Consider the following 25810-nt stretch of genomic DNA (forward strand, 5'->3'; position numbering starts at 1 on the left):
AGCCGTTATCTGAACTTGAGCAATCTAGAAGGAGATACGTCTGTCTAGATTGGAACAAGGGTGGAACCACGAAAACACATTCGTCCCTTTCCTAGGGATGAGTGTGTTTTTTTATTACTTTGAAGGGAGGTGCGGTAATATGAAACGATTTAAAAGTACGGAAATAACCACCACCTGCATGACAAAAAAGCAGAGTAAGGTGATTTATAGGTGTAACAATTAAACTTTTAGGAGGAGATTAGAAGATGAATAACGTTATAAATGTTGGGGTATTAGGTTTAGGTACGGTCGGAAGTGGTGTTGTCCATATTTTGAAAGAACATTATAAAAAAATCGCTCTTGATACAGGATACGAAGTGAAAGTGAAAACAGTCGTTGTACGTGATTTGGAAAAAGAACGCGATGTTTGTATTGACGGAATTGCAGTAACAAGTCATGCAGATGAAGTTCTAAATGATTCAAATATTGATATTGTAGTAGAGGTAATGGGAGGAATTGAAGAAGCAAAACAGCATATTGTTAAGGCTTTACGAAATAAAAAACATGTCGTAACAGCAAATAAAGATTTAATGGCTGTATATGGTGCAGAGCTTCTTCAACTGGCGAACGATAATGATTGTGATTTATGTTACGAAGCGAGTGTAGCGGGCGGTATTCCAGTGTTAAGAGGACTAACTGATGGGCTAGCATCAGATCAAATTGAAAAAATAATGGGAATTGTAAATGGTACAACAAATTATATGTTAACAAAAATGAGTCAAAATGGATGGTCTTATGAAGAGGCTTTACAGGAAGCACAAAAATTAGGCTTTGCAGAATCGGATCCGACAGCAGATGTAGATGGACTAGATGCGGCGAGAAAGGTAGCAATTCTTGCAAACTTAGGTTTTTCGATGAATGTTTCATTAGATGATGTGCAAGTAAGAGGGATTCGAAAGGTCGAAAAAGAAGATTTACAAATGGCTGAAAAGTTAGGATTTACTATGAAGTTAATTGGTAAGGCTGAAAAACAAGGACCAGCCATTCATTTAAGTGTAGAACCGACGCTTTTACCGAGCCAGCATCCATTATCAAATGTGAATAATGAATTTAATGCGGTGTATGTCCATGGCCAAGCGGTAGGAGAAGTAATGTTTTATGGACCCGGAGCTGGAAAGTTACCGACTGGTTCTGCTGTAGTAAGTGATATTATTTCAATCGTTAAAAATATGAATCAAGTTCCGAAAAATAAAAGTGCGTTAAAAGAACCAGTTCCTTATGAATTACAAGGTGATGAAGAAGTAGTTTCGAAATATTTCTTACGCATTTCATTACGAGATGAGCCTGGGATGTTGCGGGAAATAACAGAATGTTTCGTTAATTATTCTGTAAGTTTAAAAGAGGTTATTCAATTACCTTTAAACCGTGAACTGGCAGAAGTCGTTGTTGTTACACATCGAACTTCCAAGTATCAATTCGAACGAGTTTTAGAAGCGATAGAAGCTGTCGCAAGTGAAATAAACAGTTACTACATTATTGAGGAGGAAAAACAATATGTATAAAGGACTATTAAAACAGTATGCTTCTTATTTACCAGTGAATGAAAATACACCTGATGTCAGCTTAATGGAAGGAAACACACCACTTATTCCGTTATTAAATATATCAAAACAATTAGGGATTCAGCTATATGGTAAGTACGAAGGAGCGAATCCGACAGGTTCTTTTAAAGATCGTGGTATGGTCATGGCAGTTGCTAAGGCGAAAGAAGAAGGTTCAGAAGCAATCATTTGTGCATCAACAGGTAATACATCAGCATCAGCTGCAGCATATGCGGCACGTCTTGGGATGAAATGTATTATCGTAATACCAGAAGGAAAGATTGCACATGGAAAATTAGCGCAAGCAGTTGCCTATGGAGCTGAAATTATTTCAATAGAAGGGAATTTCGATGATGCACTTAAGGCTGTAAGAAATATTGCTGCAGAAGAGCCGATTACGTTAGTAAACTCAGTAAATCCTTATCGAATTGAAGGGCAAAAAACGGCAGCATTTGAAATTTGTGACCAATTGCAAAATGCACCAGATGTTCTAGCTATCCCTGTTGGGAACGCAGGAAATATTACAGCATATTGGAAAGGTTTCTGTGAATATGAGAAAGAAAAAGGTTATAAGAAGCCAAGAATTCATGGTTTTGAAGCAGAAGGAGCAGCTGCAATTGTAAAAGGGCATGTAATTGAAGAACCTGAAACAATTGCAACTGCGATTCGTATCGGTAACCCGGCAAGTTGGTCATACGCAGTAGAGGCTGCTGAGCAGTCTCACGGTGAAATAGATATGGTATCAGATGAAGAAATATTACATGCGTATAGGTTATTGGCAAAAACTGAAGGAGTTTTCGCTGAACCGGGATCAAATGCTTCATTAGCTGGCGTAATTAAACATGTTCAATCTGGAAAAATCAAAAAAGGAGAAACGGTTGTTGCGGTTTTAACTGGAAATGGCTTGAAAGATCCTGATATCGCAATTTCTTCTAATACATTAGATATTGCAAATGTTTCAAATGATATAGAACAAATTAAAGAGCATATTAAAGGGGTGATTATGTCGTGATACCATTTAGCGTTCGTGTCCCTGCTAGTACGGCGAATGTTGGTCCTGGATTTGATTCAGTTGGAATAGCTTTGTCATTGTATTTAGATGTGGTGGTTAAAGAAAAAGCTGATAAATGGCAAGTAATCCATTCCTTTGAAGAATCAATTCCGACAGACGATAAAAATTTAATCGTTAGCACGGCATGTAAAGTATGTCCTTCTATATCACCCCATATAATAGAAGTTACTAGTAATATCCCATTAACAAGAGGGCTAGGAAGTAGTGCATCAGCGATTGTAGCTGGGATAGAGCTTGCGAATCAACTAGGCAATTTGAACTTAACTGCTGATCAAAAAGTTCAAATTGCTACAAATTTTGAAGGACATCCTGATAATGTTGCTGCTTCTATACTAGGTGGAACTGTAATTGGAGCACTTGATGGAAAGGATGTTTCCGTCGTAAGAATTGAGAGCAAGGAATTAGGTGTAATTTCTCTCATTCCGAATGAAGAATTAAATACAGATGAAAGTCGATCTGTATTACCAAAGATGTTTCCGTTTCATGAGGCAGTTAAAGCTAGTGCGATAAGTAACGTATTAGTAGCTGCATTATGTCAAAAGCGGTGGGAAGTTGTAGGTGAAATGATGGAGAGAGACCATTTTCACGAGCCATATCGTTTAGAACTCGTACCGTTATTACCATCTATTCGTAAATGCGCAAAAGAATTTGGTGCGTACGGCACAGCACTTAGCGGTGCGGGACCATCTATTTTTATATTAACGCCATATGAGAAACGTCAAGAAGTCGCTGAGCAATTAGCGAGAGTATTTACAGATATGAAAGTATGTGAGCTTGAAATCGACCATAAAGGTATTATTGTAAATAAGGAAGAGCATATTGGAACGTAAAGAAAGCTGGCATGGCTAGCTTTCTTTACGTTGCAAACCTATTTTAAATTAGGTTTTTTCGGAAAAAAATATAAAACAAATGTTGATTTTGAATAATGTAAGTAAAGAGTGCATTCATTTTGGAGGTGATTAAATGAATAAAGAGTCACCAGAAGAAAAAAGAGAGCGTATGAGACAAAGTGAATTAAAAAGTAATCCTACGGGTTCTTTACATGACGGACTCAATAGAGCGGAAACAGGTAGTCCAGTTGATATAGCAGGCGGTATGAATTGGAAAGGTACAGGAATAATCATTTTAGTACTACTTTTAGGATACATTGTATACACTTATTTTTTCAGTTGAAGAATGCTTGTTAAAATTTTGATTTGCTTAGTTTCATAATTGTTGAGAAAAAACGTAGTTACTGTATTACATATCTTCTAAGCGAGTTATAGTTGTTCATATCACCATTTAATACTCCAAATAGAGCTAGCAAAATGCTAGCTCTATTATTTTTTGCCACATTCCTGTAACAAACCACCTGTATATTCATTGGTGGAGGTGCAGAAGATGAAAAAAATGATAGCAATATGTCTTCTTACAACTATGTCATTTTCGACTTTAGTCGGTTGTGACGTAAAAGGTAGTAATGCTGTACAAGAGTCTAAAATAAAGAAAGCGACGTATAAAGATTTTACTTATGATGTAAATCCAGAAACATTCACATTAACTGTAGAACATGAGGGTGTAAAGGAACAGGCATCACAACCCCTACCGAAAATGAAGGTATCGAATGTAAAAAAAGAAAAGGATCGTACATCGTGGGAATATCCAGATCAAAAAGTAAAAATAAAATTAGAAAAGAAAAAAGACCACTTAAACATTGAAGTGGAATCGACTGGTGCAGAAAGCTTTACATGGCCGAAAGTAGAAGCTGAAAATTATACACTTCCGTTATGGGAGGGTAAGCAAATTCCGAGCAATGATGAGAATTGGAAGAAGTTTTTAAAGGATGATGCATATTCATTTGCTGAATCATTTTCTATGAAGTTTTTCGCATTAAATGGTTCGAAATATTCAATTGTATATATTGCAAACAATATGTTTAATAATGAATTGAAATTTCATTCGGATCCGAAAATAGGATTTGATTTTACACATGAATTTCCGAGCATAAATAAAAATAAAACATATGGATTTCAATTATATGTGACAAATAATGATGCGGTAAGCATTGCTAAACTGTATAAGGATGATATTGTTCGAAAAGGTGAATTTAAAACATTACAAGAAAAGGCTAGAAAAAATAAAGAAATCGAAAAGTTATATGGAGCGGCGCATTTTTATTTTTGGAATCAAAATGGTTTATCAGAAAGTAATATAAATTGGCCAAAACTAAGAGAGCAAATAAATAGCCCGCTGTTTAGCCATATAAAAGAACTTATTCAAAAGAATAGTTCAGAGCCTGGGGAACTGAATGTATTAGATCAAGTAAGTAAACAAGATTTCATTGATAAGTATCAAAAAAATGTTATTTTACGTTATATAAACGAAGTATTATCTATGAAGGAATTTTATAAAGAGGATATTTTTCAAAACGTTGATCAGGAAGCTAGTGTGCTATTAAAGAAAGGTGTAGGTCACTTAACGAATACAGAATTGTATAGCTTAAATAAGCATTTATTAAAGTCGCTACTTGGTGATGCGGTTGAAGAGGTAAGTAAATGGGGTAATGCAGATGGAACGGACATACTAAAGGAAATGAAAGAGGCAGGAATAGAAAAAGCGTGGATTGGTCTTCCGAACTGGGAACAAGGATTTATGCAACCTAATTTCGTGACAAAAGCTAAGGAAATGGGGTATTTAGTTGGTCCGTATGATTCATATCATTCCATTCACGAAAAAAGTGATAAAAATTGGAACACAGCATCCTTTAATGACCCATCATTATACGAAGAGGCTACTGTAACGAAGAAAAACGGAGAAAAGGTGCAAGGCTTTTTAGGCAGAGGTCGCAAGTTAAACCCGACTTTATCGCTACCTAGTGTAAAGGGACGCATGAATGATATATTACAAAATGGTCCTAAATATAATTCATGGTTTATTGATTGTGATGCGACAGGTGAAATTTACGATGACTATTCAGCGAAACATATAACGACACAAGAGCAAGATTTAAAAGCACGTTTAAAACGAATGGACTACATTGCACAAGAAAAGGGTATGGTCGTTGGTTCTGAAGGTGGAAATGATTTTGCTAGTAGTACGATTGCATTTGCACACGGAATTGAAACACCTGTTATTAAATGGGACGATGAAGATATGCGGAAAAATAAAACAAGTCCGTATTATGTCGGTGGATATTGGTCACCAAATCAAAACGTTCCCGAAAAATATGCAAAACAAGTACCATTGAAAGAAGAATATAAACAAGTATATTTAAACCCAGTATATTCGGTACCATTATATAAATTAGTATACAATGATTCCGTTATTACAACGCATCATTGGGAATGGGGAAGTTTAAAGGTAAAAGATGAAGTTGGAAATCGAATGCTGTCTGAATTATTGTATAATGTTCCTCCGTTGTACCATTTAGATGAAGTAGAGTGGAATAAGCATAAAAAAGAAATTACAGAGCATCTAAAAGTTTGGAATGAAGTTCATGAAAAAGCAGTAAAAGAAGAGATGACGAATTTTGCGTATTTGTCAGAAGATAAGCTAGTACAATCTGTTTCTTATGGACAAGATATTAAAATCATTGTGAACTTCTCAAATGAAGACATGGAAGTAGAAAAAACGAAAATAAAAGCAAAGTCGGCTTACATTGATAATCAGGGGAAGAAAAGTGTGTATACGCCGTTTGAGAAATAATAAAGTTAAATATACTGTATTCATAGAGGTTTTATAATTAGCTGGATTCTTTATTCATATCGTTTGTTAGGAAAAAGACATTCTAATTTAAAATGAAAGAGTTAATAAATTTGTAAATCCGTATGTTGCGAAGTGCTAAATTTTTGAAATTGGTAAATAGTGACTTGCCAAAAATAAGTACGAGAGTATAATGTGAAATGGAATACATATTGGATTTAAGTAGTAACCTTACAAAATTGTAAGGTTAGTGAAAGGAAATTCAATATGAAGATAAATAGACTTACATTATACTTGGTAAAGAGAAAGAGAGGCGAATGGGTATGAGCTCTGAATTAGAACAAAATACGAGAAGTAATAAAAAGCGTTCTAAAAGAAAGTCAATAAAATGGTTCATATTAATTCCATTTTTCCTACTTATTTTTGGAGGAGTAGGATATGGTTCGTTTATATATAATAAAGCAAAAGCTGTTGTAAATGATGCGTATGCAAAAATTGATAAGTCATCAAAGCGTGATAAAGAAGTTGAACCTTTAAAGGATAATATTTCAATATTAATCATGGGTGTAGATGGAAGTGAAATGAGAAAAAGCCAATATGGCGAAGCAGTTCGAACAGATGCACTTTTATTAGCAACAATTAATAAAGATGATAAGTCTGTTAAGCTAGTAAGTATTCCACGTGATTCACGTGTTTATATTCCAACTAGAAAAAAATTAGATAAAATTACTCATGCTCACGTATTTGGTGGCGTAGAAAGCACACGCGATACGGTGGAAAGATTTTTAAATGTCCCTGTTGATTATTATGTGAAGTTTAACTTTGAATCATTCGTACAAATTGTCGATTCAATTGGTGGTATTGATATTGATGTACCAGTTACTTTCACTGAACAAGATAGTAAAGACCAAGCTGGTATGATCCATTTAGAAAAAGGTTATCAACATTTAAATGGAGAACAAGCACTTGCACTTGCAAGAACGCGTAAAATTGATAGTGACGCAATGCGTGGACAGAGACAGCAACTTGTAATAGAAGCAATTGCCAAAAAAGCGATGTCTGTTCAATCAATTAGCAAAATGGGCTCTTTACTAGATGCGGTTGATAAAAACATGAAAACGAACTTAACATTTGACGATATGCTTGCCATTACAAAAAATATGGCAGGAACTAATTTGGAAATGGAAAAAATGCAAATAGAAGGTACAGATAAACGTATCGGTGGTATTTATTATTACATTCCAAATGAAAAAAATGTAAAAGATATTTCAAAAAAATTAAATGATCATTTAGGTGTAACGCCAAAACCAGTTCGAAACGAATAATAAAAAAAGATTGGCTTTTGCCAATCTTTTTTTGAAGTGGATTAGCAACTTTTTAATAACGGTTTTTTGTTGCGGAAAAATTATACTAAAATCATTTTAATTTATATAAACAAAAGGTGTAATTATACGATATACTAGAGGGGACTATTTGGAAATTAGCTCCTAAAGTTGAAGGGAAGGAAATTCAATTTATCACTATTTATAGAACAATTGAATTGGTGGGAATTGAAACAGGTTAAAGAAAGACTGTTCAAAATGCAATTACATATTCATACACATTGAAGCGATTAAGGTGAAAGACGAAGAGATAGTAATTGCGAAAGATCATTTATCATATATTGACCAGCTATTTTGCCAGATTAATAATCATGCAATAGGTGAAAGTATTGGTTTAGCTATCGTCAAAAAATGATGGATCTTCATGGAGATACGTTAAGTCTTATAAGCACATGGAACAATACTTTTGATAAAACTCCCATTATAATACAAAAAAATCTGTTTACATGGTGAAATAAAAATAAATAGATGTATAATTATATTGGGCGATTTATATATAAGATTAATAGGGAGAGGAATTCGATAGAATGGAAAAAGCTTTAAAAATTAAACAAATAGTAGTCGTTTTAATAGCGATTGCCGCAGTAGCTATTGGGTATTACATGTTCCAATCAATTACTTCACCAGCAAAAGCTGTTGCGAAACAAGAAAACGTAGTGCAGCTTGCAAGTGAACAGCCGAAAGTTGAAATGAATAAAACGGCACCAAGTCGTTTTAATGGAAAAGAAAGAAAAGTTGCTTATCTTACATTTGACGATGGGCCAGGGAAATATACGGCTGAATTATTAAATACGCTAAAACAACATGATGCGAAGGCGACGTTCTTTTTAATTGGAGCGAATGTAAAACAATTTCCTGATTTAGTGAAACGTGAAAATGCTGAGGGTCATTATGTAGGCATGCATAGTATGACACATAATTTCGCAAAGTTATATAAAAATGGCGAGTATGTAAATGAGATGAAAGAAGATCAAGGTTTAATCGCTAATATTATTGGGAAATCACCTAAATTAACACGTCCTCCATATGGTTCGATGCCTGGATTGAATGAAGGTCTTCGAAATAAAGTGGTAGAAGCCGGACTTAAAGTATGGGATTGGACAATTGATTCATCAGATTGGAAATACAATAAAATTCCAGTTGATGCAGCTGCAGCACAAATTGCTCAAAATGTCTTAACAAACGCAACAAAACCACAAGAAGTAATTTTAATGCATGATATTCACCCGCAATCAGTTGCTGCTGTGCCAGCAATTTTAAAGGGGCTAAAAGAAAAGGGTTATGAGTTTGAAGCTTATCATGAAGAGAGTCACTTCCCAGTGAACCTCTGGCATGATAACCGTATGTAATGGAGGAATGAACGTTGAAGTATGGAAAAGTAGCAGTAGTTGGAGCATTATCAGTAGGACTTTTAACAGGTTGTTTCGGTGAAAAGCCAGAAGAAAATCTATATACAGCTTTTGAAACAGCAGCAACACAAGAAAAATCTTTAGTGGATGAAGCAAAAAAATTAGAGCAGTTAGAGAAACAAGGTCAAGAATTATATGCTCAAATTTTGCAAGAAGGTAAAGATCATAATGAAGCAGTTGTGAAGAAAATAGAGCAAGCTACTGCAAATGTAGATGACCGTGAAAAAGTATTGAAAAGTGAAAAAGAAATGCTAGAAAAAGCACAGAAGGAAACGAAATCTGTTCAAAGTAATATAGAGAAGATTGAAGATAAGAAGTTACAAAAACAAGCAAAAGCAGTAGAAGAGTCGTATAAAAATCGTTATGATGCATTCAAAAAGATGAATGAAAATTACACGAAAGTGTTAGCGACTGAAAAAGAACTGTATGAAAAATTAAAAGTAAAAGAAACGAAATTAAAAGAAATCGGTGAAAAAGTTAAAACTGTTAATGAATTAAATGTGGAAGCACAAAAATCGAAAGAGCAGTTTAACAAATTTACAAAAGAGTATAATGACAGTAAATTAGCATTCTACAAAGATGCAGAAATTAAGATTAAAGATCAGAAATAAAGAAGAATCTAAAGTGTAATAAAAAGCCGGAGAAACATCGTTATAAATGTTTTTTCGGTTTTTTACGTTAAATGAATAGAAAAGACTGGAATTGATATCATAAAAGAGTTATAGTGAGTTATTCTAAGGGAAACATTGTAAAGTAAGGAGAATGGAAATATGTCATATGAATTTTTACTCAAATTAGGTTTAGCACTATTTTTAGGATTATTCATCGGGATAGATAGGCAGCTAAAGAATAAACCACTTGGTGTGAAAACAAGTATGGTTATTTCTGTAGCAAGTTGTTTAATTACGATGGTTTCAATTGAATCTGTGCATGTATATTCTGTTCCTGGACATACAAATATGGATCCGATGCGACTGGCCGCTCAAATTGTTAGTGGAATTGGTTTTCTTGGCGCAGGTGTCATTTTACGAAGAAGTAATGACGTTATTTCTGGATTAACAACAGCTTCTATGGTGTGGGCTGCTTCAGCTTTAGGAATCGCAATTGGTGCGGGATTTTATTTACAAGCGACAGTTGCTATGGTTTTAATTATTTTAGCGATTAATGTACTTCCGCAACTTGTGAAAATTGCAGGACCGTATTCATTAAGACAAAAGGATTTATCTATAAAAATTACTGTTAAAGAGCATCATGAGTTAGATGGTATATTTAAGCAAATTAAAAATTTAGGCATGCATGTGAAACGCGTGAAAATTAAAGATATAGATAGTGGAGCATTTCAGCAACTGGAGATGGTTATTTTAGCTCCAGAAGATTTATATACAACAGAGTTATATAGTTCCCTGAAAGAGATTGATCGAGTAGTTTCAGTTGAAGTGGAAAGTAGATAATTGTGATAAAAAAGAGTGAAGTGAATTCACTCTTTTTTATTTGGATTTTTAAGAAATGAAATTGATATAATGATGAATAAAAAGGAGGAGAAATGATGGGAATACATATTAGAAGAGCAATAAAGGATGATATACCAGGTATAGCAAAGGTGCATGTTGATAGTTGGAAAACAACGTATAAAGGGATATTTGCTGACGAAATTTTAGATAATATAGCATATGAGAAACGAGAAAAACAATGGGAGGATATTTTTCAAAAAGAAGATAATCATCAGTTTAGATTTGTAGCAGAGACGTTAAATGGAACGATAGTCGGATTCATTGATGGGGGAGTTGAAAGAAGTGGTTCATATAATTGTGATGGGGAATTATATGCAATCTATCTTTTACAACAGTATCAAGGATTGAAAATAGGCCAAAAGTTATTTCAAGCGTTACTATCAGAATGTGTAAAGAATGATATGCAATCTCTTTTAGTTTGGGTCGTTACGAATAATCCTTCAAAAAAGTTTTATGAAAAATTTAACCCTGAAAAAATTGATACGAAATTTTTAGAGAGAGTAAAGGTAGAAGAAACAGCGTATTGTTGGAGAGATTTGAAATTGTTACAAAAACAAACAGCTATATAGATTGATGAAAATAATAATATTATGTAAACATATCGTAGAGAAAGGTATACCTCATTTGGTGTACCTTTTTATTAATCCATCAAAAAATGGATTAATAAAAAATAGTAGGTAATTAGTTTGAAAACAAGAATTTTTCTAGTGTACTTTTAACTAGATTAAAGAAAAGAAAGAAAAAAAGAAAAATTTTATTTGATAAAAAATTCTGAAATATACTCTTGAATTGAATATCATTATCAATTAGAATCGTAATTGATAACGACATTCAATTATCGTTTATTATATAAAATTTCGATAGCTTTAATATAAAGAGGAGGAACTAACAGTAAGTGAAAACATAAGTAAACGTGGATATGCGTAATGAAAAATATAAGCTCGATGACTGCATGGAGAGAAATGTTTCAACCATCACCATCGCACACAAAGATAGGTTTTTCCGTTTTGATTATGATTGGTTTGATGGATTTCTTCATAAGTTGGGAGTCAAAGTTATCATTGTTACTAATGAAAGGTTGTCTCCACAAGAAGAGTTTGCTTAGTATTTGATATCTGTTATTCACATATTTAGTTGTAGGATATACAGATTGAGGAAATACAAAAAGAGAATGTCGGAGGATGAAGATCTATGAAAAAAGCATATCTAATAGAGATTAAGCCGACAAATGAACAAATAATCAAGATCCATCAAACGATTGGAGTGTGCAGGTATGTTTACAATCTATATCTTTCGAAAAACAAAGAGATATATGAATCCGAGGGGAAATCTCTTAGTGGCTATGAATTTTCTAAATGGCTAAATAACATTCATACAAAAGAATGTGACCAGTGGATAAAAGAAGTATCAAGTAAAGCTGTAAAACAAGCGATTATGAACGGAGATAAAGCTTTTAAGCAATTTTTTAAAGGTTTATCTAAGTTTCCACGCTACAAGAAAAAGAAAAATGAAGATGTAAAATATTATTTTCCTAAAAACAACAAAACAGATTGGATAGTTGAAAGACATAGAGTAAAAATCCCTACGATTGGATGGATGAGATTAAAAGAGTATGGATATATTTCAAAAGATGCGGTTGTAAAAAGCGGAACGATAGCTAAAAGAGCAGGAAAATATTTTGTATCTGTGCTTTGTGAATTGGAAGAAACAAAAGCGAAGCCAACACTCCATTCAACAGGTGTAGGCATTGATTTAGGCGTGAAAGATTTCGCTGTACGTAGCGATGGGAAAATTCACAAAAATATAAACAAAACAGGAAAAGTAAAAAAGATAGAAAAGCGGTTAAAACGTGAACAACGCTCTTTATCACGTAAATTTGAAAATCTAAAAAAGAGAGGTGAACACTCTGTTACTAATAAAAGAGCGAATATAGATAAAAACATTCTTAGGGTGCAAAAACTACATGCCAAGCTAGCAAACATTCGATTAGCGTATGTAAAGTCTGTTGTAAATGGTGTGGTGAAAACCAAGCCAACGTTTATTACAGTAGAAGATTTGAATGTGAAAGGTATGATGAAGAATAAACATCTATCTAAAGCAGTTGCTAAGCAGTGCTTTTATACATTTAAAACATGGTTATTGACGAAATGTGAGGAATATGGAATTGAACTACGTCAAGTAGACAGGTTCTATCCATCTTCAAAGTTATGTTCATGTTGTGGTCAAAAGAAAGTAGACTTAAAGCTATCCAACCGAGTATATGAATGTGACTGTGGAAATGTAATGGATAGAGATTTGAACGCGTCAATCAACCTTTTACAAGCAAAAGAATATATAATACTAACGTAAATAGATTGTATATATGTACGGTGGGCTACATCGGAATTTACGCCTGTGGAGTGTTACAGCAAACTGTAGTAGCGAGTGATTGGCGAGACAGGACACGTAGAAGCAGGAATACTCTAAGAATGTACATTTATCTATATTTTTAGTAGCAGGACCAGTATGCAGCATGCGAAACAAATCGCAGAACATGCAACATTACAAAGCTTTTTAAACTGTTATTTAAGAGAAACAGGGAGTGGAGAATGGATTACAGAGGATGAAAGAATGAAGAGTATCTTCAGTAATACGTTGAATAGAGATACAGTCCCTACATATTTATGTTGTCGGCTATCGGCACAGAACGTTACTTTGTATGGAGAAGTTATATATAAATCATCAACAGATCGCCATTTGTTTGGAGAACAATTTTATTATCAAATTGGAGATAGTAATTCTGTTATTAAAGCAGATTACGTTACAGTTATTACATTTTTAATAAAAGAGATGTCTATCAACTACGGAGAAGGGACGAATCCTGCGGAACTCATGCTTCGAGTCATTCGTAGTTGTCAAAATATTGAGGAATTTACAAGAGAGAGAATAGAAGATACATCCGCATTATACGGTTTCCATACAACTTTTATAGAAGCGGAGCAGTCTTTATTATTTGGGCATTTAACTCATCCTACACCAAAGAGTAGACAAGGGATATTGGATTGGAAAAGTGCAATGTATTCTCCAGAATTAAAAGGAGAATGTCAGCTTCATTATTTTCGGGCACATAAAAGTATAGTAAATGAAAAATCATTATTATCAGATTCTACAACAACGATTATAAAAGAAGAATTAAGTAATGATGAGATGGTTAGTAAGGAATTTATAGCGAAGTACTGTAAGGAAGATCAATATGCATTAATTCCAATTCATCCGCTTCAGGCAGAATGGCTCTTGCATCAAGCTTACGTACAAGATTGGATAGTTCAAGAATTGCTTGAGTATATTGGTCCTGTAGGTAAGTATTATATGGCAACATCATCACTAAGGACGCTATATCATCCCGATTCGAAGTATATGCTTAAGTTTTCATTTCCGGTGAAAGTAACGAATTCAATGCGTATTAATAAACTGAAAGAACTTGAGAGTGGTCTTGAAGGGAAGGAAATGTTAAATACGGCTATTGGTGAAGTACGAGAAAGATTTCCAGGCTTTGATTTTATTTGTGATCCAGCCTATATTACATTAAATTATGGAACACAAGAATCTGGATTTGAAGTGATTATTCGCGAGAACCCTTTTTATAGTGAACATGCAAACGACGCAACATTAATTGCTGGGCTAGTTCAAGACGCTATACCTGGGGAGCGTACGCGGTTATCGAATATTATTCATCGCCTAGCAGATTTAGAAAGTAAAAGCTGTGAAGAAGTAAGCTTAGAGTGGTTTAGACGATATATGAATATTTCTTTAAAGCCAATGGTATGGATGTATTTACAGTATGGTGTTGCATTAGAAGCTCATCAGCAAAATAGCGTTGTTCAGCTAAAGGATGGTTATCCGGTCAAATATTATTTCCGTGATAATCAAGGGTTTTATTTCTGTAATTCAATGAAAGAGATGCTTAATAATGAATTAGCTGGTATTGGAGAACGTACTGGAAATTTATATGACGACTATATTGTGGATGAGAGATTTCGTTACTACTTAATTTTCAATCATATGTTTGGCCTTATTAATGGTTTTGGCACAGCAGGATTAATTAAGGAGGAAATTCTTCTCTCGGAATTAAGGTCTGTACTTGAATCATACCTTCCATATAACCGGGAACCTTCAACATTTTTAAGAGAATTGTTGGACGAAGATAAGTTAGCATGTAAAGCAAATTTACTAACGAGATTTTTCGATGTCGATGAGTTAAGTAATCCATTAGAGCAAGCAATTTATGTGCAAGTACATAATCCACTCGTTAGAGAAGTGGCTGTTCGTTCATAAATAGCGTTAAAATTTCACGTAATACAAATAATGGTATTTTGTCATAAGGTGGAGGGTTTTATGAGATTGGACATGTATCATACGAAAGTATTGAAGGCACTCGAATCAGAAGATTACATTTCAGTACGAAGAAGAGTGCTACGTCAATTAGTAGAATCGTTAATTTATGAGGGGATTATTACACCGGTTCGCATAGAAAAAGAAGAACAAATTCTTTTTATAATACAAGGACTTGATGAAGAAGACAAAAGTGTCACGTACAAATGCTATGGCAGGGAACGGATGACATTTGGACGTATTTCTTTAGACTCATTAATAGTAAGAGGCCAAGATGAACAGCAAGAAATACAATCTGTCTCGCAATTTCTAGAAGAAGTTTTTCGGGTTGCTAGTGTAGAACAAGCTAAATTAGATTCTTTTATGCACGAATTAGAACAAACAATATTTAAAGACACGATTGCACAATATGAAAGAAATAATAAGAAAGAATACACTCAAAAATCTTACGATGAGTTTGAAAGCCATTTAATAGACGGCCATCCATATCACCCTAGTTATAAAGCTCGTATTGGATTTCAATATCGTGACAATTTTCAATATGGATATGAATTTATGCAGCCAATAAAACTCATATGGATTGCAGCGCATAAAAAATACTCCAGTGTAGGGTATGAGAATGAAGTAATTTATGACGAAATTTTAATAGAGGAGATTGGTGAGCGTAAATTAGAAGAGTTTATGGAGCGAATTCGTAATCGGGGATGTAATCCAAAACAGTACGTGTTTATACCTGTTCATCCTTGGCAGTGGGAGAATTTCATCATTTCAAATTATGCGGATCATATACAGGGTAAATTTATTATTTATTTAGGAACATCAGAGGATGAGTATTGCGCGCAACAGTCAATGAGAACGGTAAGAAATATTACGAGTCCAAAGAAACCGTACGTTAAATTATCGATGAATTTACTCAACACTTCAACACTCCGTACGTTGAAACCGTATTCTGTTGTGAGTGCACCAGCAATATCAAATTGGTTAAGTGATGTTGTAAGTAATGACGCCTATTTAAGCGATGAAGCACGTTTAATCTTGTTAAAGGAGTTTTCCAGTGTAACGTATGACACGAATAAGAAAGCTATATATGGTTCATTAGGATGTATTTGGCGCGAAAGCGTTCACAAGTATTTAGATGCACAAGAGGACGCAATTCCTTTTAATGGTTTATACGCTAAAGAGAAAGATGGTACACCAATTATTGATGCATGGTTGAACAAATATGGAATGAAGGATTGGCTACAATTACTTATTCAAAAAGCGATAATACCAGTTATACATCTTGTTGTAGAGCATGGCATTGCACTGGAATCACATGGACAAAATATGATTCTAGTCCATAAAGAAGGAGTGCCTGTTCGTATTGCGTTAAAGGATTTTCATGAAGGGCTTGAGTTTTATCGTCCATACTTGAAAGAAGTTGACAAATGTCCCGACTTTACTAAAATGCATAAAACATATGCGAATGGAAAAATGAATGATTTCTTTGAAATGGATCGCATCGAATGTTTGCAAGAGATGGTGTTAGATGCACTTTTTCTGTTTAATTTAGGAGAATTAGCATTTGTACTTGCGGATGAATATGGATTGAAAGAAGAACATTTTTGGATGATGGTTGTTGAAGAAATTGAGAATCATTTAAGAATATATCCACATTTGAAAGATAGATTTGAAAATATTCAATTATATGCACCTACATTCTATGCTGAACAATTAACGAAACGTCGATTATATATGGATGTGGAATCGCTTGTTCATGAAGTTCCAAATCCATTGTATAGAGTAAGACAACTTATGAAACAAAAATCATTTGTTACAGGGGGAAATTATGCTAATCGTTAATAAACAAGAGTATAGCAAAAGTGATTTTGAATTGAGATTACAAGATTATGCGGAAATGGAACAATTTCAAGAAGCAGAAGGAAATAGATTTGCACTTTGTCTGAAAGATCCATTCGATATTATTACGCTTGTGTTTTTCTTAAAAGAAAAGAAATCATCAGTATTACTTATACATGAAGATACGCCAAAAGAAACAGCTATTGAAATGGCAAAGCGTGCAAATTGTGTAGGGATTTTATATGGAGAATATGGCGATTTTACAAAATTAGAAGTAGGGAACTTTTTACTAGAAGAGCCTTCTTTATTGCAATATAGTTCTGGAACTACAGGGGAACCGAAATTGATTCGTAGAGCATGGACAGAAGTTGATACGGAAATTAACGCTTATAATGAAGCTTTAAACTGTGAAGTAGATGAAGTGCCGATCGTTATGGCTCCTGTTTCACATTCATACGGACTAATATGTGGTACGTTATCTGCAATTACGCGAGGAAGCAAACCTATCATCATTACGAATAAAAACCCTAAATTCGCATTAAATATAGTTCGCAATACAGAAAAACATATCATTTATGCAGTACCGCTTATGTTACATATTATGGGGAGTTTCCCGCAAGGAACGTTTCAGTTTCATAAAATTATGACATCCGGAGCACCTTTACCAGAAGCATTATTTTATAAACTAAAAGAAATGACAACATATATGATGCAGCAATACGGTTGTTCTGAAGCAGGTTGTATTAGTATATGTCATGATATGAAAAGCCATTTAGATTTAGGTAATCCACTACCTCATGCGAGTATAAGTATAGGTTCAGATGAAAATATGCCCGAAGAAATCGTAGTGAAAATGAAAGATAAGGAAATTTTCACGAAAGATTTGGGGTATAAATCTGAGCATGGTCTTCATTTTATGGGGCGCATGGATGATGTGATTAACGTTTCAGGATTAAAAGTCTTTCCGATAGAGGTAGAAGAAACAATGCTTCGACTAGAAGGCGTTCAAGAGGCAATTGTATATCGGGGAAAACATCCTGTGATGGGCGAAGTTGTTAAAGCGAAAGTAATCTCTCATGTTGATCCAGTGCGAATAAGAGAATGGTGTATGCAGCATTTACCATCTTATAAAGTTCCGCATGAGATTGAAAGTGTAACTGAAATTCCGAAAAATAAAACTGGAAAAGTAAGTAGAAAATTACTAGAGATGGGAGAGGTTACAACATGAGACGTGAAACATTAAAAAATGAAGTGTTGAAAATTATGACAGAAAAAATGGAGCTAAAAAATGTAACGCATTTAGAAGAAACGATGCGTTTAAACCAAGATTTATATATAGATTCGGTAATGATGTTACAACTCATAGTCTACATAGAAATGGATGTAAAGCTATGCGTTCCAGAGGATGAGGTAGACCCAAAAGCATTTCTTACTGTAGGATCTTTGCTTGATTTTATGGAGGAGTTACAGCCGGTATAAGTAGTAAATGTGAATAATTAACCTTTAGGAAAGTGGATGAGAATATGACTTCAATTAAAGTTCACTGTTTAGTGAGTTGTTTTTGTGAAATTATAAAAAGGCGTAGCGACATTGATTTCCGTCCATTTTATTTTGGATTATGGGACGGAGATTTTGATATAACAGAAGGCGGCATTATCTCGTATCACTCCGAAAATATTAACCATGATAATTATTTATTATGGTATGAAAAATTGTACGGTATGAAAGTGAACGAATGGTATGATCATGCAAAAGGTAAAGATAGCAATGTAGAAACGTTTTTACAATTAGTAGAAAACAAGCCAGAAAATCGCTATGTCATTGTAATGGTTGATATGTCTCTATTGCCAGAGAGGGAAAATAAATTTCATCAAAAACCGTTTCCGCATTATTTAATGATATCGAAGACAGAGAAAGATGAAGAATGGTTCATGCTAGATCCTGATTTTCGCTGGGAAGGGAATATGGAAAGAGAAAAAGTGCTTCACTCTGTTCAAGATAACCCATTTGGTGGAGGGTATTTCATTGATGTAGAAGAAATTCAGGAGCCATCAGAAGAAATGGTAGCGAGTTATTTCATAGAAACTTTCAAAAGAAATGACAATGAACTGACTATGGAATTGAAAAATTTAATTATAAAAATGGCAAATGAAGAAGAAGGTTATTCGCTTTCTGGACTTGTAGCAGCAGTAAAACAAATACCAGTACTTGCAATTCGTAAATATAGTTATGAGCATGCCTTTGCATACTTCCGTGAAACGTTGCAATATTCAGAGCGAGAATTTGATTATTGGTGTGATCGGGTAGAGGATATCGTACAAGGATTTACAAATGTACAGTATCGTGCAATTAAAATGGCAATGACGAATAATAAAGGTATGCTAGTATCGATTATTGAAAAACTGGATGAAATGAATGCAATTGAACTGCAAATTAAGAAGGAATTAGAGAGACAGTTTCTATCATGGAAAGGTATGAAAACAAATCAGTCTGTCGTAACTCTTTAATAAGCTAACTGAATTTAAGATAGGGGAGTTTAATGCTATGAAATATTCGCTATGTACCATTTCATTTCGTCATCAATTAATTTCATTTACTGATATTGTTCAATTTGCATATGAAAACGGTTTTGAAGGAATTGAATTATGGGGGACGCATGCACAAAATTTGTACATGCAAGAACGTGAAACGACAGAACGAGAATTGAATTTTCTAAAGGATAAAAACTTAGAAATTACGATGATAAGTGATTACTTAGATATATCATTATCAGCAGATTTTGAAAAAACGATAGAGAAAAGTGAACAACTTGTAGTACTAGCTAATTGGTTTAATACGAATAAAATTCGCACGTTTGCTGGGCAAAAAGGGAGCGAGGACTTCTCGGAACAAGAGAGAAAAGAGTATGTGAAGCGAATACATAAGATTTGTGATGTGTTTGCTCAGCACAATATGTATGTGCTGTTAGAAACACATCCCAATACACTAACGGACACACTGCCTGCTACTATAGAACTATTAGAAGAAGTAAATCATCCGAATTTAAAAATAAATCTTGATTTTCTTCATATATGGGAGTCTGGCGCAGATCCAATAGACAGTTTCCATCGATTAAAGCCGTGGACATTACATTACCATTTTAAGAATATATCTTCAGCGAATTATTTGCATGTGTTTGAACCTAATAATGTATATGCTGCAGCAGGAAGTCGTATTGGTATGGTTCCGTTATTTGAAGGTATTGTAAATTATGATGAGATTATTCAGGAAGTGAGGGATACGAATCTTTTTGCTTCCTTAGAATGGTTTGGACATAACTCAAAAGAGATATTAAAAGAAGAAATAAAAGTATTAATAAATAGAAATTTAGAAGTAGTAACTTCGTAATGTGAAATGATGTGAGAGTCTCGTTTAGAGGCTCTTTTTTTATCGTGAAATAATAACCAAAAATTTCCATGTATTTTAATTTGAATTTTACACAATTTATATATAAATAAGGAGGTGATTGGTAATGGCTAGAAATCGTAATTCTAATCAATTAGCATCACATGGAGCACAAGCAGCTTTAGATCAAATGAAGTATGAAATTGCACAAGAGTTCGGTGTACAACTGGGAGCTGATACTTCTTCACGTGCAAACGGTTCTGTAGGCGGTGAAATCACAAAACGCCTAGTAGCGATGGCAGAACAACAGCTTGGTGGCGGATATACTCGCTAAATGTAGAAGGTTATAGGAGAAAGGAAGGATTCTTCCTTTCTTTTTTTTCAATTAATTGGTATGGATATATAGCGAACAGAATTCAAAGAATAGAAGTAATACTATATTTTACCCAATTTCTTTTGTTGTGAATGGGAAGTATTAAAGATGTAATAGCCCTGGTGGAATGAAAATTATGTTCCAGCAGGGCTATTATATGGTAAGAAATATATGATGAAAGGTTCCGAAATCAACATGTTAAAAAAAGAAAACTGTTGTTTAATTGCGCTTGCATCAGTTCCACTTGTCATGACATTAGGGAATTCAATGCTTATTCCAATCTTGCCGACAATTGAAAAGAAATTACATATTTCATCGTTTCAAGTATCCATGATTATTACAATTTACTCTATCGTAGCCATTTTACTTATACCGATTGCTGGTTATTTATCAGATAGATGGGGACGAAAGATGGTAATGGTTCCGAGTTTGCTGATTGCGGCTATAGGAGGAGCGATAACTGGTTGGGTATCTTGGAAAGTTGATAATCCCTACATTTGGATACTAATCGGTAGAGCGATTCAAGGTATTGGTGCTGCTGGTGCAATGCCGGTTGTTATACCGTGTGTTGGTGATTTATACAAAGATGAAAAACAAGTTAGTACAGGTTTGGGAATCATTGAGACATCCAATACATTTGGAAAAGTGCTGAGCCCTATTTTAGGATCTGCTCTTGCTGCCATTGTATGGTTCTTACCATTTTGGGCGATTCCAGTTTTATGTGTCGTATCAATTGTTTTATTGCTGGTATTAGTAAAGGCAAAAAAACAAGAAGGGGAAGTACCACCACTAAAAGAGTTTATTCAATCTATTATCTCTACGTTTCGAGAAAAGGGAAGATGGTTAATTGCCATTTTTGCATTAGGTGCAATTATTATGCTTATTTTATTCGGAATTCTCTTTTATTTGTCGACTATACTGGAATCAAAGTATGACATTCATGGTATATGGAAAGGGTGTGTGCTTGCTATCCCGTTACTTGTACTGTCACTTAGTTCATATATGGCCGGCAAAAAAATTGGAGATAATCAAAATGTTATGAAGAAGTGTATTTATATTGGTTTTTTAATGGCAGCTGCATCAGTCATCATTCCTTTATTTATAAAAGGGATTTATTTACTACTTCTTTGTCTTGTTATTATGGGGATAGGAATTGGTATGGCACTCCCATGTTTAGATGCCCTCATTACACAAGGAATTGAAAAGGAGCAAAGGGGAACGGTTACGTCATTTTATAGTTCAATGCGATTTATCGGTGTAGCAGCTGGACCACCTTTATATTCTTTTTTCATGAAAGGGGCGGACCATGAAGTGTTTTATTTGACAAGTATTTTTGCTGCCATTGGTGCTGTTATAGCAATCATTTGGATTAAACCAGCAAAAGATGAAAAGACGGTAAAACAGAAACCGGAACCTACTTCATAATTTATAAGAGAATTGCATGATGTTTTCAGTAACATGCAATTCTCTTACGTCCATTAAGAATAAATAACTTGTTTTAACATATAAAGCGCGACACCCCATATGATGAGACCAGAAAATTTATTTAATAATAAGATTGCCTTTCCGGTTGAGTCTAGTCTTTTTAGAAATTTCCCCGCTAAAGCTAAGCTTATAAACCAAATCCAAGAAACGATAATAGTTGCAAGTGTGAAAGCCCATTTTTCACTTCCTATGTATTGAATAGAATTTGTTCCAATTACACCGATTGTGTCTAAAATTGCATGTGGATTTAATAATGAAACTGATGCTGCGAAAAGGATTTGCTTTTTTAAGGGCATACTTTTTTCTTGTTTTATATCATTGGAAGGCTTACTTCTCCAAATAACAAAGCCCATGTATAGGAGAAAGAAAAATCCAATTATATATAACGAGTTAGTTAGCCAAGAAAAAGTAAGGAGTACAAGGGAGACACCTTGCACCGCAACCAATATGAGTAACGTATCACATATAGAGGCAGTTAATACTACAGGGGCGGCCCTCCAAATGTTTGGTTGGCTCGCACCTTGGTTAAAGACAAAAACATTTTGTACACCTAATGGAATGATAAGTCCAAATGCAAGAATGATACCATGAACAATTGCTTCACTCATTATATTACCTCCTATTTTAATTCATTATGATAGTGTATATTGTATAGAAGAAATGAAAATTTGTATCCATCCATATGGTTGGGGAGGTTACCAACCAAAAAGAATATAAGGTGATATGATGGAAAGATTCGTTTGGAAACCGAATATGTCTCTAGCGACTCCGCTGTATAAACAAATAGAAACGTATATAAAAGAAAGGATCGTTAATGGAGAATGGACCGTTGGAACGAAATTACCTTCACAAAGAGATTTGGCACATACATTTGGTGTGAATCGAAGCACAATTGTAATGGCTTTCGATGAACTAGTTGCAAAGGGATACATTGAAGGGAATGGCAGGAAAGGAACAATTGTTGTAAATAATAATGAGAATGCTTCAACTTACGCACCCCCGCCTAATTGGCAGTCTTATGTAGAAACAGGACTTCATTATCCGAATCTCCCAGCTATTCAAGAGATTAATCAAGCTGAATTTTATCCACATGTAATTCGGTTAGGAACAGGTGAGCTCGCGCCGAGTCTCTTACCTGAGAAAAAGATGAAAGAAATTATGAATAAGCTTTTAAAGTCAAATGTGACGCTTGGGTATGAAGAGCCGAAAGGAAATCTTTATTTAAGGGAAAAGATTTCCGAATACTTAAAGGGGCATGGTGTATATGTATCTCCTGACTCTATATTAATTGTTTCGGGAGCAATTCAAGCGCTGCAACTTATTTCTATGGGGCTTCTTTCGAAAGGGGCATCAATCTTATTAGAGAAACCATCCTATTTATATTCACTTAATGTTTTTCAATCAGTAGGAATACGTTTAATTGGAATCCCAATGGATGAGAGTGGCTTACATCCATCATATATTGAGAAATATAAGAAGCAATTTAATGCCTCTATTTTATATACAATTCCGTCTTTTCATAATCCGACGAATTTTAGTATGGATACTAAGAGGCGAAAAGAAATAATGGAAGTATGTAATGAAATTGGATTACCTATTATAGAGGACGCAGTGTATCAAGACTTATGGTTTGATGCACCTTGTTCAAAACCTTTAAAAGCCTATGATAAAAATGGAATCGTATTACATATTGGAAGCATGTCCAAAGTAATTAGTCCAGGTTTAAGAATTGGATGGATTGTTGGACCTGAGCCAGTAATTCAAAGATTGTCAGACATAAAAATGCAAACAGATTATGGTTCAAGCTCTATATCCCAGCAAATTGCAGCAGAGTGGTTTACAAATGGTCTATATGATGAGCATTTGCGATTTGTAAGAAGTGAATTGAAAAAACGAAGAGATTTTATGTTACTAATGTTAGATAAATATCTTCGTGAAATAGCAACTTGGCATGAACCAACAGGTGGGTTTTATATATGGGTATATATAAAAGTACCCATTTCACATCGTAGTTTATTTGATAAAGCTCTGCAAGAAAAGGTTTTATTAAACCCAGGTACTTTGTATGATAGAAGTGCAAATCAATTTTTGCGCCTATCATATTCATATGCAACGTTAGAAGAAATTGAAATAGGTATAAAAAAACTTGCACAACTAATGAAAAAGTAAGAGGAGAAAGTCATGAAACAATATGTAATTTGCCAAATGATTGGTGGACATAAATACTTAGCTGCTTATGCGGAGACGAAGCAAGAGGCGATTGAAAAAGCAGAACTGTTAGGATTAAGAACGGGAAATCGTTACATAGTTATTACTGCAGAAGAAGCCGAAGGGTTAACGTATCCTTAAACAATGTACGAGATTATATAGGAAGTAAATAAGCCTAGTAATATAAGAAATTACTAGGCTTATTTACTATTAAGTTGTTAAACGTTCTCGTATTTATATGCAAAGTAATAATATTATGAGTCAAGTTGACGGAAAAATCGATTTGTCTTTCGGTCTTGATTCCCTTTTCTATATTCATCAATATATTGCCTAAAGTTCCAAGCTTGTAAAAATTTATTAGCAGAGTTATAACCAGAATTGTAAAGCCATTCTTTTTCTTCCCTTGTCAGTTCAAAATTAGTACTTGTAATCGTTCCTGTTGGAATTGTAATGGTTCTTGCTTTTGATTCATTATCTAAATGACGTAAATCATGAGCTTGCATCATTGTTTTAAAGAGTCCTTTGAACATGGAAATAGGGTCGTTATAGTGAGCAGGGTCAGCTTGAATCTCATCTTTTACAAAATGAAATCCGAAAGTCGGCCAGCGAGGAGTGATAGGTGAATCGAAGATCCAAATTGGATAATTACTTAGAATTCCTCCATCAACCATATAACAAGGCTGCTTCCATTTTGGAGTTCTCCATTTTACGGGTTCAAAGAAGAAGGGGATTGTACTACTCATTCTTACCGCTTTAGCGATAGAGAAGCGATAATTTAAAAATCCGTAGTTTGGTAAGTCGTCAGGAAAGACAACCATTTTACCATTGCTGATATCAGAGGCGATGATTTTGAGTTTGTTTAGATCTGGTAAATCAGTAAATAAATGAACACCTTTTTTTCGAAGTAATTCTTCAATCCATTCTTCTATAAATACATTAGAGTATATACCTAGAGTAGTCCATGCACTTAGTCCCTTACCGATAAAAGGAATTCTATCAATAAAAGTTCTTTTCATAAATTTATTATAATCAATATCAGTTATAATCGTTTTTAACTCTGAACAAGAATATCCCGCCGCTAGGAGCGCTGCAATAATCGAACCAGCCGATGTACCAGCTACACGTTCCCATTCATAACCTTTTTCGGCTAACGCGCAAATTGCCCCAACATGCGCAATACCGCGCACACCGCCTCCTTCAAAAACACCATCAATTTTCATTAAACATACTTCCTTTCGAATAAAAGATTTGGAAATGGAAAAAAAGCACGTATTGTACGTGCTTTTTTACAATAGTTTTTAAGTTTACTAGCAGCCTACAAAGCCGCCCCAACAGCTAGCTCCGATGATAATTAGAAGGATAAATAAAACGATTAATAAAGCGAAACCTCCATAACCACATCCACCACAACTACCGCCGTAACCATAACCGCCGCAACTATATCCGTAACCCATGTGGAATTCCTCCTTAAATTAAAAATAAAAATGAACGAGGGAAAATGTACTGGAAGAAATA

At 34.3% G+C, this 25810-nt stretch carries 24 protein-coding genes and 1 other annotated feature (1 of these 25 only partly in view); of the genes, 21 read left to right on the forward strand and 3 right to left on the reverse strand.

Going from position 1 to position 25810, the window contains the following annotated elements; translation table 11 throughout:
- Positions 1-91: a binding site (T-box leader), on the forward strand; it begins 145 nt to the left of the window's first position.
- 154 nt (positions 92-245) lie between these two features.
- The 19 genes from JFU02_RS29290 to bcbE all read left to right on the forward strand — a co-directional run bounded on the left by JFU02_RS29290 (position 246) and on the right by bcbE (position 22027).
- Entirely contained in the window at positions 246-1541 is a 1296-nt protein-coding gene (locus JFU02_RS29290; RefSeq protein WP_098285891.1) for a homoserine dehydrogenase, read from the forward strand.
- Positions 1534-2592 (forward strand): threonine synthase, encoded by a 1059-nt coding sequence (gene thrC / locus JFU02_RS29295; protein WP_000276436.1) that lies wholly within the window; start codon positions 1534-1536, stop codon positions 2590-2592. The genes JFU02_RS29290 and thrC overlap by 8 nt, the downstream gene beginning before the upstream one ends.
- On the forward strand, positions 2589-3482 hold the full coding sequence (thrB, locus tag JFU02_RS29300) for a homoserine kinase (protein WP_000612101.1): 894 nt from the start codon (positions 2589-2591) through the stop codon (positions 3480-3482). The genes thrC and thrB overlap by 4 nt, the downstream gene beginning before the upstream one ends.
- A 133-nt stretch (positions 3483-3615) precedes the next feature.
- Positions 3616-3825 (forward strand): DUF6366 family protein, encoded by a 210-nt coding sequence (locus tag JFU02_RS29305; protein ID WP_001031479.1) that lies wholly within the window; start codon positions 3616-3618, stop codon positions 3823-3825.
- A gap of 207 nt (positions 3826-4032) precedes the next feature.
- Complete coding sequence (locus JFU02_RS29310) at positions 4033-6336, forward strand: glycoside hydrolase (protein WP_201072014.1); 2304 nt, start codon at positions 4033-4035, stop codon at positions 6334-6336.
- A gap of 320 nt (positions 6337-6656) precedes the next feature.
- Positions 6657-7658: an LCP family protein gene (locus tag JFU02_RS29315; protein ID WP_042973251.1), complete on the forward strand. Its 1002-nt coding sequence runs from the start codon at positions 6657-6659 to the stop codon at positions 7656-7658.
- A gap of 584 nt (positions 7659-8242) precedes the next feature.
- Positions 8243-9064, forward strand: coding sequence for a peptidoglycan-N-acetylglucosamine deacetylase (locus JFU02_RS29320; protein ID WP_000409487.1), 822 nt, complete (start codon positions 8243-8245; stop codon positions 9062-9064).
- A 14-nt stretch (positions 9065-9078) separates the two neighbouring features.
- Positions 9079-9735 carry a YkyA family protein gene (locus JFU02_RS29325; protein ID WP_000873563.1) on the forward strand — a complete coding sequence of 219 codons (657 nt, stop codon included), beginning with the start codon at positions 9079-9081 and terminating at the stop codon, positions 9733-9735.
- 159 nt (positions 9736-9894) lie between these two features.
- Entirely contained in the window at positions 9895-10575 is a 681-nt protein-coding gene (locus tag JFU02_RS29330; protein WP_000119510.1) for an MgtC/SapB family protein, read from the forward strand.
- Positions 10576-10670: 95 nt separating this feature from the next.
- Entirely contained in the window at positions 10671-11204 is a 534-nt protein-coding gene (locus JFU02_RS29335) for a GNAT family N-acetyltransferase (RefSeq protein WP_000511202.1), read from the forward strand.
- A gap of 622 nt (positions 11205-11826) precedes the next feature.
- A complete protein-coding gene (locus JFU02_RS29340; RefSeq protein ID WP_061667453.1) occupies positions 11827-12984 on the forward strand; it encodes an RNA-guided endonuclease InsQ/TnpB family protein in 1158 nt (385 codons plus the stop codon).
- Positions 12985-13140: 156 nt separating this feature from the next.
- Positions 13141-14949 (forward strand): IucA/IucC family protein, encoded by a 1809-nt coding sequence (locus tag JFU02_RS29345; RefSeq protein WP_061667454.1) that lies wholly within the window; start codon positions 13141-13143, stop codon positions 14947-14949.
- Between the two features lie 60 nt (positions 14950-15009).
- On the forward strand, positions 15010-16848 hold the full coding sequence (locus JFU02_RS29350; protein ID WP_141528654.1) for an IucA/IucC family protein: 1839 nt from the start codon (positions 15010-15012) through the stop codon (positions 16846-16848).
- Positions 16835-18073, forward strand: a complete 1239-nt coding sequence (locus tag JFU02_RS29355) for an AMP-binding protein (RefSeq protein WP_000909563.1) — start codon at positions 16835-16837, stop codon at positions 18071-18073. Before JFU02_RS29350 ends, JFU02_RS29355 begins: the two co-directional genes overlap by 14 nt.
- Positions 18070-18324 carry a petrobactin biosynthesis protein AsbD gene (gene asbD / locus JFU02_RS29360; RefSeq protein ID WP_001250756.1) on the forward strand — a complete coding sequence of 85 codons (255 nt, stop codon included), beginning with the start codon at positions 18070-18072 and terminating at the stop codon, positions 18322-18324. The genes JFU02_RS29355 and asbD overlap by 4 nt, the downstream gene beginning before the upstream one ends.
- 44 nt (positions 18325-18368) lie before the next feature.
- Positions 18369-19352, forward strand: a complete 984-nt coding sequence (asbE, locus tag JFU02_RS29365; protein ID WP_141529813.1) for a petrobactin biosynthesis protein AsbE — start codon at positions 18369-18371, stop codon at positions 19350-19352.
- A 37-nt stretch (positions 19353-19389) separates the two neighbouring features.
- Positions 19390-20232, forward strand: coding sequence for a sugar phosphate isomerase/epimerase family protein (locus JFU02_RS29370; RefSeq protein ID WP_000877679.1), 843 nt, complete (start codon positions 19390-19392; stop codon positions 20230-20232).
- 124 nt (positions 20233-20356) lie between these two features.
- Entirely contained in the window at positions 20357-20563 is a 207-nt protein-coding gene (locus tag JFU02_RS29375) for an alpha/beta-type small acid-soluble spore protein (RefSeq protein WP_000113545.1), read from the forward strand.
- A gap of 234 nt (positions 20564-20797) precedes the next feature.
- On the forward strand, positions 20798-22027 hold the full coding sequence (bcbE, locus tag JFU02_RS29380; RefSeq protein WP_042973252.1) for a bacillibactin exporter BcbE: 1230 nt from the start codon (positions 20798-20800) through the stop codon (positions 22025-22027).
- Between the two features lie 53 nt (positions 22028-22080).
- Here the strand turns inward: bcbE and JFU02_RS29385 are convergent, their stop codons facing one another.
- Positions 22081-22695 (reverse strand): LysE/ArgO family amino acid transporter, encoded by a 615-nt coding sequence (locus tag JFU02_RS29385; protein WP_001287338.1) that lies wholly within the window; start codon positions 22693-22695, stop codon positions 22081-22083.
- A gap of 118 nt (positions 22696-22813) precedes the next feature.
- Between JFU02_RS29385 and JFU02_RS29390 the strand changes: the two genes are divergently transcribed.
- Complete coding sequence (locus tag JFU02_RS29390) at positions 22814-24256, forward strand: aminotransferase-like domain-containing protein (RefSeq protein ID WP_086790645.1); 1443 nt, start codon at positions 22814-22816, stop codon at positions 24254-24256.
- A gap of 12 nt (positions 24257-24268) precedes the next feature.
- Positions 24269-24436 (forward strand): DUF3933 family protein, encoded by a 168-nt coding sequence (locus JFU02_RS29395; RefSeq protein ID WP_000816388.1) that lies wholly within the window; start codon positions 24269-24271, stop codon positions 24434-24436.
- 113 nt (positions 24437-24549) lie between these two features.
- Here the strand turns inward: JFU02_RS29395 and JFU02_RS29400 are convergent, their stop codons facing one another.
- Positions 24550-25515, reverse strand: a complete 966-nt coding sequence (locus JFU02_RS29400; RefSeq protein WP_061667459.1) for a patatin-like phospholipase family protein — start codon at positions 25513-25515, stop codon at positions 24550-24552.
- 87 nt (positions 25516-25602) lie between these two features.
- Positions 25603-25749, reverse strand: coding sequence for a YjcZ family sporulation protein (locus JFU02_RS29405; RefSeq protein ID WP_000540425.1), 147 nt, complete (start codon positions 25747-25749; stop codon positions 25603-25605).
- Positions 25750-25810: the final 61 nt, after the last annotated feature.

It is taken from the genome of Bacillus sp. TH13, from assembly GCF_016651175.1.
GTDB classification, from domain to species: Bacteria; Bacillota; Bacilli; order Bacillales; family Bacillaceae_G; genus Bacillus_A; species Bacillus_A thuringiensis_S.

Excerpts from the sequence above, each read along its gene's own strand:
- JFU02_RS29385 (WP_001287338.1), bottom strand. The coding sequence starts at position 22,695 with ATGAGTGAAGCAATTGTTCATGGTATCATTCTTGCATTTGGACTTATC.
- JFU02_RS29335 (WP_000511202.1), top strand. The coding sequence starts at position 10,671 with ATGGGAATACATATTAGAAGAGCAATAAAGGATGATATACCAGGTATA.
- JFU02_RS29375 (WP_000113545.1), top strand. The coding sequence starts at position 20,357 with ATGGCTAGAAATCGTAATTCTAATCAATTAGCATCACATGGAGCACAA.
- JFU02_RS29315 (WP_042973251.1), top strand. The coding sequence starts at position 6,657 with ATGAGCTCTGAATTAGAACAAAATACGAGAAGTAATAAAAAGCGTTCT.
- thrC (WP_000276436.1), top strand. The coding sequence starts at position 1,534 with ATGTATAAAGGACTATTAAAACAGTATGCTTCTTATTTACCAGTGAAT.
- JFU02_RS29340 (WP_061667453.1), top strand. The coding sequence starts at position 11,827 with ATGAAAAAAGCATATCTAATAGAGATTAAGCCGACAAATGAACAAATA.
- JFU02_RS29290 (WP_098285891.1), top strand. The coding sequence starts at position 246 with ATGAATAACGTTATAAATGTTGGGGTATTAGGTTTAGGTACGGTCGGA.
- JFU02_RS29345 (WP_061667454.1), top strand. The coding sequence starts at position 13,141 with ATGCAGCATGCGAAACAAATCGCAGAACATGCAACATTACAAAGCTTT.
- JFU02_RS29370 (WP_000877679.1), top strand. The coding sequence starts at position 19,390 with ATGAAATATTCGCTATGTACCATTTCATTTCGTCATCAATTAATTTCA.
- JFU02_RS29390 (WP_086790645.1), top strand. The coding sequence starts at position 22,814 with ATGGAAAGATTCGTTTGGAAACCGAATATGTCTCTAGCGACTCCGCTG.
- JFU02_RS29405 (WP_000540425.1), bottom strand. The coding sequence starts at position 25,749 with ATGGGTTACGGATATAGTTGCGGCGGTTATGGTTACGGCGGTAGTTGT.
- asbE (WP_141529813.1), top strand. The coding sequence starts at position 18,369 with ATGACTTCAATTAAAGTTCACTGTTTAGTGAGTTGTTTTTGTGAAATT.
- JFU02_RS29355 (WP_000909563.1), top strand. The coding sequence starts at position 16,835 with ATGCTAATCGTTAATAAACAAGAGTATAGCAAAAGTGATTTTGAATTG.
- JFU02_RS29310 (WP_201072014.1), top strand. The coding sequence starts at position 4,033 with ATGAAAAAAATGATAGCAATATGTCTTCTTACAACTATGTCATTTTCG.
- bcbE (WP_042973252.1), top strand. The coding sequence starts at position 20,798 with ATGTTAAAAAAAGAAAACTGTTGTTTAATTGCGCTTGCATCAGTTCCA.
- JFU02_RS29330 (WP_000119510.1), top strand. The coding sequence starts at position 9,895 with ATGTCATATGAATTTTTACTCAAATTAGGTTTAGCACTATTTTTAGGA.
- JFU02_RS29320 (WP_000409487.1), top strand. The coding sequence starts at position 8,243 with ATGGAAAAAGCTTTAAAAATTAAACAAATAGTAGTCGTTTTAATAGCG.
- JFU02_RS29395 (WP_000816388.1), top strand. The coding sequence starts at position 24,269 with ATGAAACAATATGTAATTTGCCAAATGATTGGTGGACATAAATACTTA.
- asbD (WP_001250756.1), top strand. The coding sequence starts at position 18,070 with ATGAGACGTGAAACATTAAAAAATGAAGTGTTGAAAATTATGACAGAA.
- JFU02_RS29305 (WP_001031479.1), top strand. The coding sequence starts at position 3,616 with ATGAATAAAGAGTCACCAGAAGAAAAAAGAGAGCGTATGAGACAAAGT.
- JFU02_RS29350 (WP_141528654.1), top strand. The coding sequence starts at position 15,010 with ATGAGATTGGACATGTATCATACGAAAGTATTGAAGGCACTCGAATCA.
- JFU02_RS29400 (WP_061667459.1), bottom strand. The coding sequence starts at position 25,515 with ATGAAAATTGATGGTGTTTTTGAAGGAGGCGGTGTGCGCGGTATTGCG.